This window comes from Curtobacterium sp. NPDC098951 (genome assembly GCF_044759965.1).
Classification (GTDB): domain Bacteria; phylum Actinomycetota; class Actinomycetes; order Actinomycetales; family Microbacteriaceae; genus Curtobacterium.
Map to the genome: position 1 here is coordinate 687170 of NZ_JBIWAG010000001.1, position 16215 is coordinate 703384.

General features: G+C 71.5%; 12 protein-coding genes. All 12 read right to left on the reverse strand.

The genetic code is table 11. The features are described from left to right. Positions 1-32 precede the first annotated feature (32 nt). The 12 genes from ACIQUC_RS03240 to hisI all read right to left on the reverse strand — a co-directional run bounded on the left by ACIQUC_RS03240 (position 33) and on the right by hisI (position 16199). Positions 33-1112, reverse strand: a complete 1080-nt coding sequence (locus ACIQUC_RS03240; RefSeq protein WP_022905554.1) for a VIT1/CCC1 transporter family protein — start codon at positions 1110-1112, stop codon at positions 33-35. 127 nt (positions 1113-1239) lie between these two features. Next, complete coding sequence (gene pyk / locus ACIQUC_RS03245; RefSeq protein ID WP_402263152.1) at positions 1240-2685, reverse strand: pyruvate kinase; 1446 nt, start codon at positions 2683-2685, stop codon at positions 1240-1242. Positions 2686-2824: 139 nt separating this feature from the next. Then, complete coding sequence (locus tag ACIQUC_RS03250; RefSeq protein ID WP_402263155.1) at positions 2825-4282, reverse strand: glutamate synthase subunit beta; 1458 nt, start codon at positions 4280-4282, stop codon at positions 2825-2827. Further along, positions 4275-8792 (reverse strand): glutamate synthase large subunit, encoded by a 4518-nt coding sequence (gene gltB / locus ACIQUC_RS03255; protein ID WP_402263824.1) that lies wholly within the window; start codon positions 8790-8792, stop codon positions 4275-4277. The genes ACIQUC_RS03250 and gltB overlap by 8 nt, the downstream gene beginning before the upstream one ends. Before the next feature lie 290 nt (positions 8793-9082). Next, positions 9083-10081, reverse strand: a complete 999-nt coding sequence (lgt, locus tag ACIQUC_RS03260) for a prolipoprotein diacylglyceryl transferase (protein WP_402263158.1) — start codon at positions 10079-10081, stop codon at positions 9083-9085. A 217-nt stretch (positions 10082-10298) separates the two neighbouring features. Next, positions 10299-11093 carry a tryptophan synthase subunit alpha gene (gene trpA, locus ACIQUC_RS03265; protein WP_402263161.1) on the reverse strand — a complete coding sequence of 265 codons (795 nt, stop codon included), beginning with the start codon at positions 11091-11093 and terminating at the stop codon, positions 10299-10301. Next, positions 11090-12304, reverse strand: a complete 1215-nt coding sequence (trpB, locus tag ACIQUC_RS03270; RefSeq protein ID WP_022906928.1) for a tryptophan synthase subunit beta — start codon at positions 12302-12304, stop codon at positions 11090-11092. The genes trpA and trpB overlap by 4 nt, the downstream gene beginning before the upstream one ends. Before the next feature lie 141 nt (positions 12305-12445). Further along, positions 12446-13231, reverse strand: a complete 786-nt coding sequence (trpC, locus tag ACIQUC_RS03275; protein ID WP_031262166.1) for an indole-3-glycerol phosphate synthase TrpC — start codon at positions 13229-13231, stop codon at positions 12446-12448. A 16-nt stretch (positions 13232-13247) separates the two neighbouring features. Further along, positions 13248-13487 (reverse strand): HGxxPAAW family protein, encoded by a 240-nt coding sequence (locus tag ACIQUC_RS03280; protein WP_022906930.1) that lies wholly within the window; start codon positions 13485-13487, stop codon positions 13248-13250. Next, a complete protein-coding gene (locus ACIQUC_RS03285; protein WP_022906931.1) occupies positions 13484-14200 on the reverse strand; it encodes a Trp biosynthesis-associated membrane protein in 717 nt (238 codons plus the stop codon). Before ACIQUC_RS03285 ends, ACIQUC_RS03280 begins: the two co-directional genes overlap by 4 nt. Beyond that, on the reverse strand, positions 14197-15741 hold the full coding sequence (locus ACIQUC_RS03290) for an anthranilate synthase component I (RefSeq protein ID WP_402263166.1): 1545 nt from the start codon (positions 15739-15741) through the stop codon (positions 14197-14199). Before ACIQUC_RS03290 ends, ACIQUC_RS03285 begins: the two co-directional genes overlap by 4 nt. After that, entirely contained in the window at positions 15738-16199 is a 462-nt protein-coding gene (hisI, locus tag ACIQUC_RS03295) for a phosphoribosyl-AMP cyclohydrolase (protein ID WP_402263169.1), read from the reverse strand. Before hisI ends, ACIQUC_RS03290 begins: the two co-directional genes overlap by 4 nt. Between the last annotated feature and the right edge of the window lie 16 nt (positions 16200-16215).

The following is a 16215-nucleotide window of genomic DNA, read 5'->3' on the forward strand; positions in this document are numbered from 1 at the left end:
CGCACGGTCCGGGGGTCGTGTGCGCCGGTCGGTTACGCGCTCCCCGTCCCGAACAGCAGGCCGAGCCCGTACGTGACCGCAGCGGCACCGAACCCGATCGCGAGCTGCCGGAGCGCCCGCCGGAGCGGCGACGCCCCGCTGAGCACCCCCACGACGGCACCGGTGCCGAGCAGCGCGATCCCGACGAGGACCGCCGCCACCGCGATCGCCGCCCACCCCTCGAGCCCGAACAGGTACGGCAGCACGGGGATGATCGCCCCCGACGCGAAGAAGCAGAAGCTCGAGATCGCCGCGCTCATGCCGTTGCCGATCGCCTCGTGGTCGTCGACCGACGCGGTCCCCGTCACCGTGGCACCGCCGAGGACGTCGTCGGCGTGCTGCTGCGCCTCGGTCTCGGACATCCCCCGGGCCCGGTAGACGAGGGCCAGCTCGTTGGCGTCGACGTCGAGGTCCGCGACGGCCCGGCCGGCCTCGGGGTGCGGGGCGGAGGCGGTGAGCAGCTCCCGCTGGGACCGGACCGAGACGTACTCCCCCGCGCCCATCGAGAGCGCCCCGGCGAGGAGGCCGGCGATGCCGCTCAGCAGGACGAAGTGCCGGTCGGCCCCGGACGCGCTGACACCGATGATGAGCGCCAGGTTCGACACGAGGCCGTCGTTCGCGCCGAACACGGCGGCGCGGAACGTGCCGGACAGGCGCATCCGCCCGCGGTTCGCGAGCCCGCGCACGACCTCGCCGTGGATCCGCTCGTCCGCCGCCATGGTCGCGGTGGCGTCGGCGTCGTCGGCGTACGGCGATCGGTCCTCGGCACGCTGCATGAGGGCGAGGACGAACACCGACCCGAACCGCTTCGCGAGCGAGGCGAGCACGCGGGTACGGAGACTGCCGCGCTGCGGGCGGCCCACGTCGTCACCGAGCAGGTCGAGCCAGTGCTGCTCGTGCCGCCCCTCGGCCTCGGCCAGGGCGGACAGGATCTCGCGCTCCTCGCCGTCGCGCCTGGCGGCGAGGTTGCGGTAGACGGCGGCTTCCGCCCGCTCGTCGGCCAGGTACCGGCGCCAGCGTCGGACGTCGGTGCGCTGGGCGGTGGGTCGGGACTGGAGGCTCACACCGGCCATCTTGCCCGCTCACGGAGCCGCGTGGTCGCGGCGGCCGCGGGGCGGGACGCGACAGGGCGCGGACCGGAGGCTGCGTGCGTCGCCGCACCGTGCCTCCCGTCCGCGCCCTGTCGGGACGCGACGGACGTCAGTCGCGCACGTAGGCCGGAGCTGCCTCGGCGTGGGCGTCGCCCACGCGGTGGACGCGCAGGTCGTTCGTCGACCCCTCGATGCCGGGAGGCGAACCGGCCGTCACGATGACACGGTCGCCGGGCGCGGCGAGACCGTTCTCGAGGAGGACGTCGTCCACCTGCGAGAAGAGCTCGTCGGTGTGGGTCTTGCGCTCGACGAGGAACGAACGGACGCCCCAGGTGAGCGCCATGCGGCGACGGGTCGCCTCGTTCGGGGTGAAGGCGATGATCGGCAGACCGTGACGCAGACGCGACATGCGGCGGGCCGAGTCGCCGGACTCGGTGAACACGCAGAGGTACGAGGCCTCGGTGAACTCGGCGATCTCGACCGCGGCGAGCGTGATCGCGCCGCCGAGGGTGCGCGGCTTCGTGCCGAGCGGCGCGATGCGCTCGAGGCCGTGGTCCTCGGTGGACTCGACGATGCGCGCCATGGTCCGGACGGTCTGCACCGGGTACTCGCCGACGCTGGTCTCGCCGGACAGCATGACGGCGTCCGCGCCGTCGAGCACGGCGTTCGCGACGTCGGAGGTCTCGGCGCGGGTCGGGATCGGGGACGAGATCATCGACTCGAGCATCTGCGTCGCGACGATGACGGGCTTCGCCATGCGGCGGGCGAGCTCGACGGCACGCTTCTGCACGATCGGGACCGCCTCGAGCGGGAGTTCGACACCGAGGTCACCGCGGGCGACCATGATGCTGTCGAAGGCGTCGATGATCTCCTCGAGCGCCTCGACCGCCTGCGGCTTCTCGATCTTCGCGATGACGGGGAGGCGCTTGCCCTCTTCGTCCATGATCTCGTGCGCGCGCTGGACGTCGGCGGCGTTCCGCACGAACGACAGCGCGATGAGGTCGGCGCCCTGACGGATGCCCCAACGGAGGTCCGCCTCGTCCTTCTCGCTGAGCGCGGGGACGTTCACGGCGACGCCGGGCAGGTTGATGCCCTTGTTGTTCGACACCGTGCCGCCGACGACGACCTCGGTGCGGACGCGCACGCCGTCGGTGTCGAGCACGCGGAGGCGGACACGGCCGTCGTCGATGAGCAGCGGGTCGCCGGGCTTGACGTCCTGCGGGAGGCCCTTGAACGTCGTGCCGCAGATCTCCTTCGAGCCGGGGACGTCCTCGGTGGTGATGGTGAACACGTCGCCGACCGCGAGGTCGTGCGGGCCGTCGGCGAACTTCGCGAGGCGGATCTTCGGACCCTGCAGGTCGACGAGGATCGCGACGGGCTTGCCGAGCTCCTCGGCGGCGCGACGGACGTTCTCGTAGTTGGCCTCGTGGACGCTGTAGTCACCGTGGCTGAGGTTGAGGCGGGCGACGTCGACGCCCGCTTCGATGATCTCCTTGACGGTCTCGTACTCCGACGTAGCCGGTCCGAGCGTCGAAACGATCTTTGCGCGTCTCAATGGATTCCTTCGTGGTGGTGGATGGTGCTTGGGGCTCCGCGCTGTGGGGCCGCGCGGAACGAAGCGAGGCCACCAGCACCCTATCGAGTGCTGGTGGCCGGTCGCTCACGAGTGGGTGAGCATCACGTGCGCGCCCACGTCAGACGGAGATGGCACGGTCGGTGGCCTTGACGGGGGCCGGCAGGATCGTCGAGCCCTCGAGGTACTCGTCCACCTTCGCGGCGGCGGCGCGGCCCTCGGCGATCGCCCACACGATGAGCGACTGCCCACGGCCGGCGTCACCGGCGACGAAGACGCCCGGCTCGTTCGTGGTGTAGTCGGCCTGGCGCGCCACGGCGCCGGACGCCGTCACCGGCAGCCCGAGCTGCGGCTCGAGCGTGTCGGTCTCGGGACCGGTGAAGCCCATCGCGACGAGGACGAGGTCAGCGGGGATCTCGCGCTCGGTGCCGGACTTCGGGACACGACGGCCGTCCAGGTACTCGGTCTCGGCGACGCGGAGCGCCCGGACCTCGCCGGCCTCGTTCGCGAGGAACTCGACGGTGGACGCGAGGTAGTGCCGCTCACCGCCCTCCTCGTGGGCGCTGGTGACCTCGAACACGGTCGGGAACATCGGCCACGGCTGGTCGGACGGACGCTCCAGCGGCGGCTGCTTCCCGATCGCCAGGTTCGTCACGCTCAGCGCGCCCTGCCGGTGCGCGGTGCCGATGCAGTCGGCTCCGGTGTCGCCGCCACCGATGACGACGACGTGCTTGCCCTCGGCGGTGACCTGGTTGTCCACGGTCGTGCCGGCGTTCGCCTTGTTCTGCTGCACGAGGTAGTCCATGGCGAAGTGCACACCCGCCAGGTCGCGCCCGGGGATCGGCAGGTCGCGCGGCACCGTGGCGCCGGTCGCGACGACGACCGCGTCGTAGCGGGACTTCAGGTCGTCCCACGTGATGTCGCGCCCGATCTCGACACCCGCGCGGAAGCGGGTGCCCTCGGCCTGCATCTGGGCGAGGCGCATGTCGATCTGGCGCTTCTCCATCTTGAAGTCCGGGATGCCGTAGCGGAGCAGACCACCGATCCGGTCGTCACGCTCGTAGACCGCGACGGTGTGGCCGGCGCGCGTCAGCTGCTGGGCGGCGGCGAGGCCGGCGGGGCCGGACCCGACGACCGCGACCGTCTTGCCGGTCAGGCGCTCCGGCGGGTGCGGTGTGACCCAGCCGTTCTGGAACGCCTCGTCGATGATCGAGACCTCGACCTGCTTGATCGTCACCGGGGGCTGGTTGATGCCGAGCACGCAGGACGCCTCGCACGGTGCCGGGCAGAGCCGCCCCGTGAACTCCGGGAAGTTGTTCGTCGCGTGCAGCCGCTCGATCGCCTGTCGGCCCTCGCCGCGCCAGGTGAGGTCGTTCCACTCGGGGATGAGGTTGCCGAGCGGGCACCCCTGGTGGCAGAACGGGACGCCGCAGTCCATGCAGCGTCCGGCCTGCCGCTTGAGCGCGCCGGACTCCTGCTGCTCGTAGACCTCTTTCCAGTCCATGAGTCGCACGGGCACGGGTCGTCGGGCGGGGAGCTCGCGCTCCTGCACCTTGAGGAAGCCCTTCGGGTCAGCCACCGGTCACCTCCAGAATGCGGTTCCACACCACGTCGCCGTCGGGGTCGAGCCCCTCGTCGACGGCCTGTTGTCGGGTCTCGAGCACGGCCGCGTAGTCCCGCGGCAGCACCTTGACGAAGTCGCTCAGGTCACCGGCCTCGAGCAGTTCGCTCGCGAGGGTCGACCCGGTCTCGGCGGCGTGCCGGGCGAGCAGGTCGTTCACGATCTCGACGTCGGCGCTGTCGAGCGGATCGAGCCGGAGCTCGCCGGACGCGAGTGCGTCGGTGTTCACGTGCTCGTCGCGGAGTCCACGGACGTACGCGGTCCCGCCGGACATGCCGGCACCGAGGTTCCGGCCGGTCTCGCCCAGGATGAGCGCGAGCCCACCGGTCATGTACTCGAGCGCGTGGTCCCCCACCCCCTCGACGACCGCGGTGGCACCGGAGTTGCGCACCAGGAACCGCTCACCCACGATGCCGCGGATGAACATGCTGCCTTGGGTGGCGCCGTAGCCGATGACGTTGCCGGCGATGACGTTCTGCGCGGGGTCGAACCCGCTGCCGGCGTCGGGACGCACGACGATCTCGCCGCCGGACAGCCCCTTGCCGACGTAGTCGTTGCTGTCGCCGACGAGCCGGAGCGTGATCCCGGCGGGCAGGAACGCACCGAGCGACTGTCCGGCGGACCCGCGCAGCGTCACGTCGATCGAGCCCGATGGGAGTCCGTTCTCGCCGTGCCGCAGCGTGACCTCGTGCCCGAGCATGGTGCCGACCGCGCGCTCGGTGTTCCGGATCGGCAGGTCGAGCGCGATCGTCCCGCCGTGCTCGAGCACGTCGGACGTCTGCTGGATGAGCTGCACGTCGAAGTGCTGCTCGAGCTCGTGGTCCTGGTCGCGCAGGTGCCGACGGGGCTCGTCGGCGTCGAAGTGCGGCCCCTTGAGGACGGGCTCGAGGTCGAGGCCGGCGGCCTTCCAGTGCTCCACCGCGCGGTCGACGTCGAGGGCGTCGGCGTGCCCGATGGCCTCTTCGAGGGACCGGAAGCCGAGCTCGGCGAGGAGCTCGCGCACCTCTTGGGCGATGAACTCGAAGAAGTTCACGACGAACTCGGGCTTGCCGCTGAACCGCTTGCGGAGCTCCGGGTTCTGGGTCGCGACGCCCACCGGGCAGGTGTCCAGGTGGCAGACCCGCATGAGGATGCAGCCCTCGACCACGAGCGGCGCGGTCGCGAAGCCGTACTCCTCGGCGCCGAGCAGCGCGGCCACGACGACGTCACGGCCGGTCTTCATCTGCCCGTCCACCTGCACGACGACGCGGTCGCGCATGCCGTTCAGCATGAGCGTCTGCTGCGTCTCGGCGAGGCCGATCTCCCACGGGGTGCCGGCGTGCTTGAGCGAGTTCAGCGGCGACGCGCCCGTACCACCGTCGTGCCCGGAGACAAGGACGACGTCGGCGAGGGCCTTCGTGACACCGGCGGCGACGGCGCCGATGCCCGACTGGCTGACGAGCTTCACGTGGACGCGTGCGGACGGGTTCGCCCGCTTCACGTCGAAGATCAGCTGCTTGAGGTCCTCGATCGAGTAGATGTCGTGGTGCGGCGGTGGCGAGATCAGGCCGACACCGGCGGTCGCGTGCCGGGTGCGGGCCACCCACGGGTAGACCTTGGTCGGGGGCAGCTGCCCGCCCTCGCCCGGCTTCGCACCCTGCGCCATCTTCAGCTGGATGTCGGTCGCGTGCGTCAGGTACATGCTCGTGACGCCGAAGCGCCCGGACGCGACCTGCTTGATCGCGCTGCGACGCTCGGGGTCGAGCAGGCGGTCGACGTCCTCGCCGCCCTCACCCGTGTTGGACCGACCGCCCAGCCGGTTCATCGCGATCGCGAGGGTCTCGTGCGCTTCCTTCGAGATCGACCCGTAGGACATCGCACCGGTGTTGAACCGCTTGACGATCGACTCGATCGGCTCGACCTCGTCGAGCGGGACCGGCTTGCGGGCGCCCTGCGCGAACCGGAACAGGCCGCGGAGGGTCATGAGCTGCTCGGACTGGTCGTCGACGGCCTGCGAGTACTCGCGGAAGATGTCGTACCGGCGCGAGCGCGTGGCGTGCTGCAGCCGGAAGACCGTGTCCGGGTTGAAGAGGTGCGGCGGGCCTTCGCGACGCCACTGGTACTCGCCGCCGGTCTGCAGGCGCTCGTGGGAGAGCACCGCGCCGTCCTGCGGGTACGCCTGGGCGTGCCGCTCGGCGTTCTCCTTGGCGATGACCTCGATGCCGACACCGCCGAGGATCGAGGACGTCCCCGTGAAGTACCGGTCGACGAACTCCTGGCTGAGCCCGACGGCCTCGAATGCCTGCGCTCCGGCGTAGCTCGACACCGTCGAGATGCCCATCTTCGACATGATCTTCAGGACGCCCTTGCCGAGCGCCTTGATCACGTTCTTGACGGCCTGCTCCGGGGTGATGCCGGTGATCATGCCCTGACGGACCAGGATCTCGCAGGTCTCCATCGCCAGGTACGGGTTGATCGCCGAGGCGCCGTAGCCGATGAGGGTCGCGACGTGGTGGACCTCGCGCACGTCGCCGGCCTCGACGATGAGCCCGACCTTCATGCGCTGCTCGGTGCGGATGAGGTGGTGGTGGACCGCGGCGAGCAGCAGCAGGCTCGGAACCGGGGCCTGCTCGGCGTTGCCGTCGCGGTCGGACAGCACGATGAACTGCTTGCCCGACTCGATCGCGGCGTCGACCTCGTCGCAGACGGCGGCGATGCGCTTCTGCATGGCCTTCTTGCCGGCGTCGACGCGGTACAGGCCCTTGATCGTGACGGTCAGGTGCCGACCGGACTCGGTCTCGAAGTGCTGGATCTTCGCGAGCTCGTCGTTGTCGATCACCGGGAAGTCGAGCGTGATCTGCTTCGCGTGCTCGGGACCGGCGGTGAGCAGGTTGCGCTCCGGCCCGAGGCCCATGCCCATCGAGGTGATGACCTGCTCGCGGATCGAGTCGAGCGGCGGGTTCGTCACCTGCGCGAACTGCTGCGTGAAGTAGTCGAAGAGCAGGCGGGGGCGCTGGGACAGCACCGCGATCGGCGTGTCCGACCCCATCGCACCGAGCGGCTCCGCCCCGGTCTGCGCCATCGGACGCAGCAGGATGCGGACCTCTTCCTCGGTGTAGCCGAAGGCGCGCTGACGACGGGTCACGGACGCCGGCGTGTGCACGATGTGCTCGCGGTCGGGCAGGTCGGCGAGGTTGATCCGCCCGCCGTCGAGCCACTCTCCCCAGGGGCCGGAGGTCGCCAGCTCGCGCTTGACCTCGTCGTCCTCGATGATGCGGCCCGCCTCGGTGTCGACGAGGAACATCCGGCCGGGACGCAGACGGCCCTTGCGGACCACCTTGTCGGCGGGCACGTCGATGACACCGGTCTCGGACCCCATCACGATGAGGCCGTCGTCGGTCACGAGGAAGCGGCCGGGACGCAGGCCGTTGCGGTCGAGCGTCGCGCCGACGAGCGTGCCGTCCGTGAACGTGATGGCGGCGGGTCCGTCCCACGGCTCCATGAGCATCGAGTGGTACTCGTAGAACGCGCGGAGCTCGGGGTCCATCTCCGTCTGGTTCTCCCACGCTTCCGGCACCATCATCGAGACCGCGTGCGGCAGCGACCGGCCGGTGAGCGTCAGGAGCTCGAGCACCTCGTCGAAGGACGCCGAGTCGCTCGCACCGGGGCTGACGATCGGCAGCAGCGGTGCCATGTCCCCGAGGAGCTCGCTCTGGAGCTGGGACTGGCGGGCCCGCATCCAGTTCCGGTTGCCGCGGACGGTGTTGATCTCACCGTTGTGCGCGAGTGTCCGGAACGGCTGGGCGAGCGGCCACGACGGGAACGTGTTCGTCGAGTACCGGGAGTGCACGATGGCGAGCTTCGACGCGAAGCGGTCGTCGCTGAGGTCCGGGTAGAACGGCTCGAGCTGGAGCGTCGTGACCATGCCCTTGTAGACCATGGTCCGGCTCGACAGCGACATGAAGTACACCTCGCTGTCGTGCTCGGCACGCTTGCGGAGGCGGAAGGCCTGACGGTCGAGCGCGACACCGCTCCAGGACGCGCCGTGCACGTCGTGGCGGATCGAGGCGACGAAGAGCTGCTCGAACGCGGGCATCGCTGCACGTGCCAGGGTGCCGAGCACCTCGGGACGGACGGGCACCTCGCGCCAGCCGATGACACGCAGGCCCTCTTCACGGGCCAGGCGCTCCACGGCGCCCTTCGCCGCGTGACGGTCGTCCTCGTCGACCGGCAGGTAGGCGGTCCCCACCGCGTACTCCCCCGCGGCCGGCAGCTCGAACGGCGCCACGGCACGGAAGAAGTCGTCCGGCACCTGGCAGAGGATGCCCGCGCCGTCACCGGTCCCGGCGTCCGAACCCACCGCACCGCGGTGTTCGAGGTTGCGCAGCGCACCGAGGGCGGCGTCGACGATGTCGTGCCCCGCGGTGCCGCGGAGCGTGGCGACCATGGCCAGGCCGCACGCGTCCTTCTCGTTCGCCGGGTCGTACATGCCGGCGGCGTCCGGGATCGCGGAGAACCGACGGTGCGGCGGCTGGAGTGCCGCCGGGGACTGGGGTGGCTGGAGCGCCATGGGGAACCGTCCTCACGAGGAAGTGGAACAGGGACAGCGGTGGCCCGGTGGTGCGTTCCGCCCGCAGTGGGCGGGACTGGTGCCCGTGCCCGCCGACAGTGAGTTGCCCTGGCGGCGTGCGAGGAGTCGGACCAGCTCGTGGCGGGTCCGGGGTGGTGCTGCTGGCACGCGGTACCGATCCGGGATCGGTCACGCAGGAGGGGTGCTTCCTACGCGCGGCCAGCGGTGCTGCTGGTGACCGGATCGGATTCGGTGACGGCCGCCGGAGCGTCGTCGTCGTGCTCCGACCAGGTGTCGTCCGAGTCTACCCCGGACTTCGCGCGCGGCTCGCGACCGGGCAGGTACGGGCTCGGCTCCTGGCCGAGGTGCCGCCGCGACTGCACGAGGAAGATGATGATGCCGAGCAGGATCGCCGCGAAGGACATCCACACGTTCGTCCGGATGCCGAAGAACGTCTCGCTCGTGTCGACGCGGATGGACTCGAGCACCGAACGGCCGATGCCGTACCAGATGAGGTAGAGCGACAGGACCTTGCCCCACTGCAGACGGAACTTCTTGTCGAGCAGGAGGATGACGACGACGCCGACGACGTTCCAGATGATCTCGTAGAGGAACGTCGGGTGGAACAGCGTGCCCTCGGGCAGCCCCTTCGGGAACGCCGCGTTCGACGACTCGATCTGGAGCCCCCAGGGCAGGCTGGTCGGCATGCCGAACAGCTCGTGGTTGAAGTAGTTGCCGAGCCGCCCGAACGCCTGGGCGAGCAGCACGCCCGGGACGACGGCGTCGATGAAGGCGGTGAAGCGGAGCCCGACCTGGCGGCAGCCGATCCAGGCGCCGACCGACCCGAGGATGAGCGCACCGAAGATGGCGAGCCCGCCTTCCCAGACGTAGAGGAAGGAGAGCGGGTCACGCCCGGGGCCGAAGTAGTCGCTGACGTGCGTGAACACGTGGAACAGCCGTCCGCCGATGATGCCGGCCGGGACCGCCCAGATCGCGATGTCGATGATGATCCAGCGTTCGACGCCGCGCGCGTTGAGCCGGCGGTTCGCGAGGACCACGGCGGCGACGATGCCGAGCAGGATGCAGATCGCGTACGCGTGGATGCGGAAGTCGAGCGGCAGCGACCAGCCGAACACGTCGCGCAGCCAGGCGGTCAGGTCGAAGTACTGCCACGCGGTGCTCGGGCTCGGGATGCTCAGGAGGGGCATGGAGGTGCTGTCGCCTTTCGGTGCTGGCTGGGCGCGGTACCGACGTGCCGTCGGCCCCGCTCACTGTAGCGCGGGACGTGCGTGCGGCAGGAACCGAGGGAGCGGTCCTGTGGAAACTGTGACCGTCGGGAGGCGCGGTGCGAGCCGGACACGTCAGGTCCCCGCGCCGCGGTGCGGGTGGGCCGACGGGACGGCCGGCACCGCGCCTCCTGGACGGTCAGCGGCGCGTCGCGCCGGAGGTGAGGTCGGCCGCCCGGTCGGCGACGCCCTGCACCCCGAGGTCGGCGAGGGCCCGCACGAAGGCGGACCCGATGATCGCGCCGTCGGCGTACTCGAGGACCTCGCGGACCTGCTCCGCCGTCGAGATGCCGAGGCCGACGCAGGTGCGGTCGACGCCGGCCTCGCGGAGCCGGGACACGACGGTGCGGGCGGCGACGTCGACGCCGACGCGGGCGCCGGTCACGCCCATCGTCGACACGGCGTAGACGAACCCGCGGCTCGCCTCGACGGCCTGCCGCATCCGGTGGTCGGTCGAGGACGGCGCGGCGAGGAACACGCGGTCGAGGCCGGTGCGCTCGGACGCGTCGATCCAGGAGCGGCCCTCGTCGGGGATGAGGTCCGGGGTGATGAGCCCGGAGGCACCGGAGGCGACGAGGTCGTCGGCGAACCGCTCCACGCCGTACCGGAGCACCGGGTTCCAGTAGGTCATCACGAGGACGGGCACGTCGGCACGTTCGGTGATCTGGTGCACGGCATCGAACACCTGCGCCACGCGGAAGCCGCCGGCGAGGCTCTCCTCCGCCGCCCGCTGGATGACCGGACCGTCCATCACCGGGTCGGAGTACGGCAGCCCGAGCTCGATGACGTCGACGCCGTTCTCGGCCAGGGCCACGGCGGCGGCGACGCTCGTCTGCTGGTCGGGGTAGCCGGCCGGCAGGTAGCCGACGACGGCTCCGGCGCGTTCGGCGTTGGCGGTGTCGATCGTCGTCGCGACGGTCTTGGTCCTGGTCACAGCTGCACCGCGTTCTCGTCGAGGATGCCGAAGTAGCGACTGGCGGACGCGACGTCCTTGTCACCCCGGCCGGACAGGTTCACGAGGATGACGCCCTCGGGGCCGAGCTCCTTGCCGAGCTGCATCGCGCCGGCGAGGGCGTGCGACGACTCGATCGCCGGGATGATGCCCTCGGTCTGGCTGAGCAGCCGGAACGCCTCCATCGCCTCGGTGTCGGTGATCGGCGAGTACTTCGCCCGCCCGATCGAGGCCAGGTAGGCGTGCTCGGGTCCGACGCTCGGGTAGTCGAGCCCGGCGGAGATGCTGTGGCTCTCGATCGTCTGGCCGTCCTCGTCCTGCATGAGGTAGGACTTCGTGCCCTGCAGGACACCCTCGCGGCCGAGCGTGATGCTGGCGGCGTGCCGACCGGTCTCGACACCCTCGCCACCGGCCTCGAAGCCGTGCAGCGCCACGGACTCGTCGTCGAGGAAGGCCTCGAAGATCCCCATCGCGTTCGAGCCGCCGCCGACGCACGCGGCGACGGCGTCGGGCAGGCGGCCGACGAGGTCGAGGACCTGCTGCCGTGCCTCTTCGCCGATCACCTTGTGGAACTCGCGCACCATCTCGGGGAACGGGTGCGGCCCGGCGACGGTCCCGAGCAGGTAGTGCGTCGAGTCGACGTTCGCGACCCAGTCGCGCAGCGCGTCGTTGATGGCGTCCTTCAGGGTGCGCGAGCCGGTCTCGACCGGGACCACCTCGGCGCCGAGCAGTCGCATGCGGGCGACGTTCAGCGCCTGTCGCTCGGTGTCGACGGCGCCCATGTACACGACGCAGTCCATCCCGAACAGCGCCGCCGCGGTGGCCGTCGCGACCCCGTGCTGGCCGGCGCCGGTCTCGGCGATGAGGCGCGTCTTGCCGAGCCGCTTCGCCACGAGCGCCTGCCCGAGCACGTTGTTGATCTTGTGCGAGCCGGTGTGGTTGAGGTCCTCACGCTTGAGGATGACCCGGGCACCGCCGGCGTGCTTGGCGAACCGGGGCACCTCGGTGATGATCGACGGACGTCCGGTGTAGTCGCGCTGGAGGTCGTCGAGTTCCTTCCGGAACGCCGGGTCCGCCCAGGCGTCGCGGAACGCCGCTTCGAGTTCGTCGAGCGCGAGGACGAGCGACTCGGGGACGAACCGCCCGCCGAAGTCGCCGAAGTACGGTCCGTGCAGGTCGCGGAGTGAGGTCACGATGGGTCTCCCGGGACACGCCCGGCGAACCGGGCTGGGACGGGCCCGGCGAACCGGGCGGGGTGCCCGGCGAACCGGGCGGGATGCCCGGCGGTGCCGGGCGGGGTGCTCGGCAGTGCCGGGCGGGGACGGTCGTCGTCGTCAGTCGCGGTCGGCGGCTCGGATGAACGACGCGAGTGTGGCGGCGGGGTCGTCGCCCGTCACGAGCGCCTCCCCCACGAGGACGACGTCGGCTCCGGCGGCGCGGTAGTGCGCCACGTCGGCGGGGCCGGCGACCGCGGACTCGGCGACGCGCACGACCCCGTCGGGGATGCGGTCGGCGAGCGAGCCGAACAGGTCGCGGTCGAGCGAGAAGTCGGTGAGGTCGCGGGCGTTCACCCCGAGGATCCGGGCGCCCGCGTCCAGGCCGCGTGCGACCTCGTCCGCCGAGTGCGCCTCGACCAGGACCCGCATGCCGAGCTCCTCGGCCAGGGTGTGGAGTTCGACCAGCTGCTGCTGCTCGAGCGCCGCGACGATCAGGAGCACGACGTCCGCTCCGGCGGCTCGCGCCTCGATCACCTGGTAGGGATCGGCGATGAAGTCCTTGCGGAGGACGGGGACGCCCACGCGGGCCTTGACCGCTTCGAGGTCGGCGAGGGAGCCGAGGAACTTGCGCCCCTCGGTCAGCACGCTGATGGTCGACGCGCCGCCGCGTTCGTAGTCGGCGGCGAGGGCAGCGGGGTCCTCGATGGTGGCCATGGACCCGCGGGACGGGCTGGCGCGCTTGACCTCGGCGAGGATCTTCACCCGGTCACCGGGCGCCAGGAACGCGAGGGCGTCGAGCGGGGACGCGACGCGGTCCAGGTCACGTTCGACGTCCGAGTAGGGACGGTCGACGCGACGGGCCGCGGCGTCCTCGAGCGCGCCCGCGACGAGGGTCTCGAGCACGTTCGGCATGCCGGACCTACTCCGCGTGGTGCTTGGGGACGAACTTCGGACCGTCGACGCCGTAGCCCGCCTTCTTCATGACGCCACCGACGATGAGGCCGATGAGCACCACGCCGGCGGAGGCCCAGACGCCCCACGGCTGGTCGAACCAGAAGAACAGCGTGCCGGCCGCGAATCCGATCAACATGATCACGACGGCGGTCCAGGCTGCCGGCGAGTGGCCTTCGCCGAGTTCTGCGGGCTCAGTGTTGCTCACGGTGCTCCTCGTTCTGCTTCGGCGCCGTCGTTCGACCGGCGTCCCCTCGATCCTACCGTGTCGTCCGCTGCTGCCCCGGCCGTGTCGTCCGGCCCGGCGACCGGTTCCGACGTCGGGTCGACACCGGCGCTCAGGTCGTCCCAGTCCACGACCGCGTCCCGTTCGACGGGTGCTGCGGCACGCGCGTCGGCCGCGGCTCCGGCGGTCGCGGCGCCGTACTTGCGGCTCGGTCCCGGCCAGGACCGCTGCACGACCATCACCACGACGCCGAGGAGCACCGCGAGCACGCCGCCCGCGATGCCGACGGCCGGCCACGCCGACACGTCGACGGTCGACACGACACGGCGCACGGCGGACAGGTCGGCCACGCCGGCGACCTCGCCCACGGCACCCTTCGCCGCGGCGACCGGGTCGGCCAGCGCGGTGATCCCGGACACCACGACACCGGCGCCGAGCAGGATCTCGACGGCGGCCAGCACGATCCGGACGACGCGTCCGGCGATGGTCATCGCGAGGAAGAGCGCGAGGCTGGCGATCGCCAGGGCGGTGTACTGCGGCACCGCCGCGGCACCGTCGGCGTCGACCTTCGCGGCGACGGCGGCACCCGGGTGCAGGTGCACGGTGAACCACGTCTGGGTCCACGAGAGCATGATGATGCCGGCCACGGCGAGGCCGGCGACGACGACGAGCGGCCGGGAGCGCCGCGCCCTCACGAGTGCACCCCGCGCATCCGGTTCGCGGTCGCGATGGCACGCAGCGGCGCGGCGGCCTTGTTCACGGCCTCGATGTGCTCGGTCTCCGGGTCGGAGTCGGCCACGAGCCCGGCCCCGGCCTGCACCCGTGCCACGCCGTCCTTGATGAGCGCGCTGCGGATCGCGATCGCGAGGTCGGCGTCGCCGGCGAAGTCGAAGTACCCGACGACCCCGGCGTACGCGCCGCGCGTGGCGGGCTCGAGCTCGTCGATGATCTCCAGCGCCCGCGGCTTCGGCGCCCCGGACAGGGTGCCGGCCGGGAACGTCGCGCGGAACACGTCGATCGCCGACGCATCCGGTCGCACGGCACCCTCGACGCTCGACACCAGGTGCATGATGTGGCTGAACCGCTCCACCGTCATGAACTCGGTCACGGCGACCGTGCCGGGCTCGCAGACCTTCTGCAGGTCGTTCCGCGCGAGGTCGACGAGCATCAGGTGCTCGGCGCGCTCCTTGGGATCCTCGAGCAGTTCCTCGCCGAGGCGGACGTCCGACTCGGGCGTCGCACCGCGCGGACGCGACCCGGCGATCGGGTGGGTGATGGCACGACCGGCCTGCACCTTCACGAGGGCCTCTGGTGATGCGCCGACGATCCAGAACCGCTCGTCGGCGGTGTCCGCGAGCGACAGGAAGTACATGTACGGGCTCGGGTTGAGCGTCCGCAGCACGCGGTAGACGTCGAGCGGGTCCGCGGTGACCTCGTGGTCGAACCGCTGCGAGATGACGACCTGGAAGACGTCGCCGTCGCGGATGAAGCCCTTCGACCGCTCGACCGCGGCCATGTAGTCCTCGGGGGTGGAGCGGTGCGTCGGGGTCGGCTCGGCGATGTCGAACGCCTCGGCGACCGTCGCGACCGAGGGCCGGACGAGGTCACCCTGCATGCGGTCGAGCCGGGCCTGCGCGTCCGCCCACATGGTGTCGGCGTCGTCGGCCCCGTCGTTCAGCACGCTGGCGACGAGCAGGACGAGCCCGGTGCGGTGGTCGAGCGCGGCGAGCTCGGACACGAACGCGAGGGCCTGCCCCGGCACGTCGAAGTCGGCCGGCGGCACGTTCGGCAGGTGCTCGAGCTGGCGCACGGCCTCCCAGCCGATGAACCCGACGGTGCCGCCGACGAGCGGCGGCGTGCCGGGGATGCGCGGGGTCGCCCAGCGCTCGTGCAGGCGCGCGAGCACCTCGAGCGGCTCGCCGTCGAGCGAGTCCACCGCGCGGGAAGCCGGGATGCCGGTGTCGATCCAGGCCGCGCGGTCGTCGTCCTGGGTGAGCACCCCGAAGCTGCGCACGCCGACGAACGACCAGCGCGACCAGAGGCCGCCCTGCCCGGCCGACTCGAGCAGGAAGGTGCCGGGCCGGCCGTCCGCGAGCTTGCGGTAGACGCCGACCGGCGTCTCGCTGTCGGCGTAGAGGGCACGGACGACCGGGACGACGCGGTGGCCGTCCAGCAGGCCGTCGAACTCCGGACGGGAGGTCGTGTGCGGCGTGTCGGAGAGCGTCGCGGTCGTCATCGGGTCGCCTCCACGGCCCCACCGGCGGGAGCGGACGTGCCGTCGGCGGGAGCGGCGTCGCCGTCGGCGGGTGCCGACACGCCGCCGGCGGGCGCGGACGCCGTCACGGGGTCGAGCGGGTCGACGTCGAAGCAGCGGTGGGCACCGGTGTGGCAGGCCGCACCGACCTGCTCGACCGTGACGAGCAGGGTGTCCGCGTCGCAGTCGAGCGCGGCGCCGCGCACGTACTGCGCGTGCCCCGAGGTGTCGCCCTTGCGCCAGTACTCCTTGCGGGAGCGCGACCAGAAGGTCACCCGTCCCTCGGTGAGGGTGCGGCGGAGGGCTTCCCGGTCCATGTAGCCGAGCATGAGGACGTCCTTCGACGACTCCTCTTGCACGACGACGGGGAGCAGCCCGTCCGCACCGAACCGTGCGCGGTCGAGGACCGCGTCCGTGCTGGTGCTGGTGCTGTCGGTCATGAGACTCCTAGCCTAC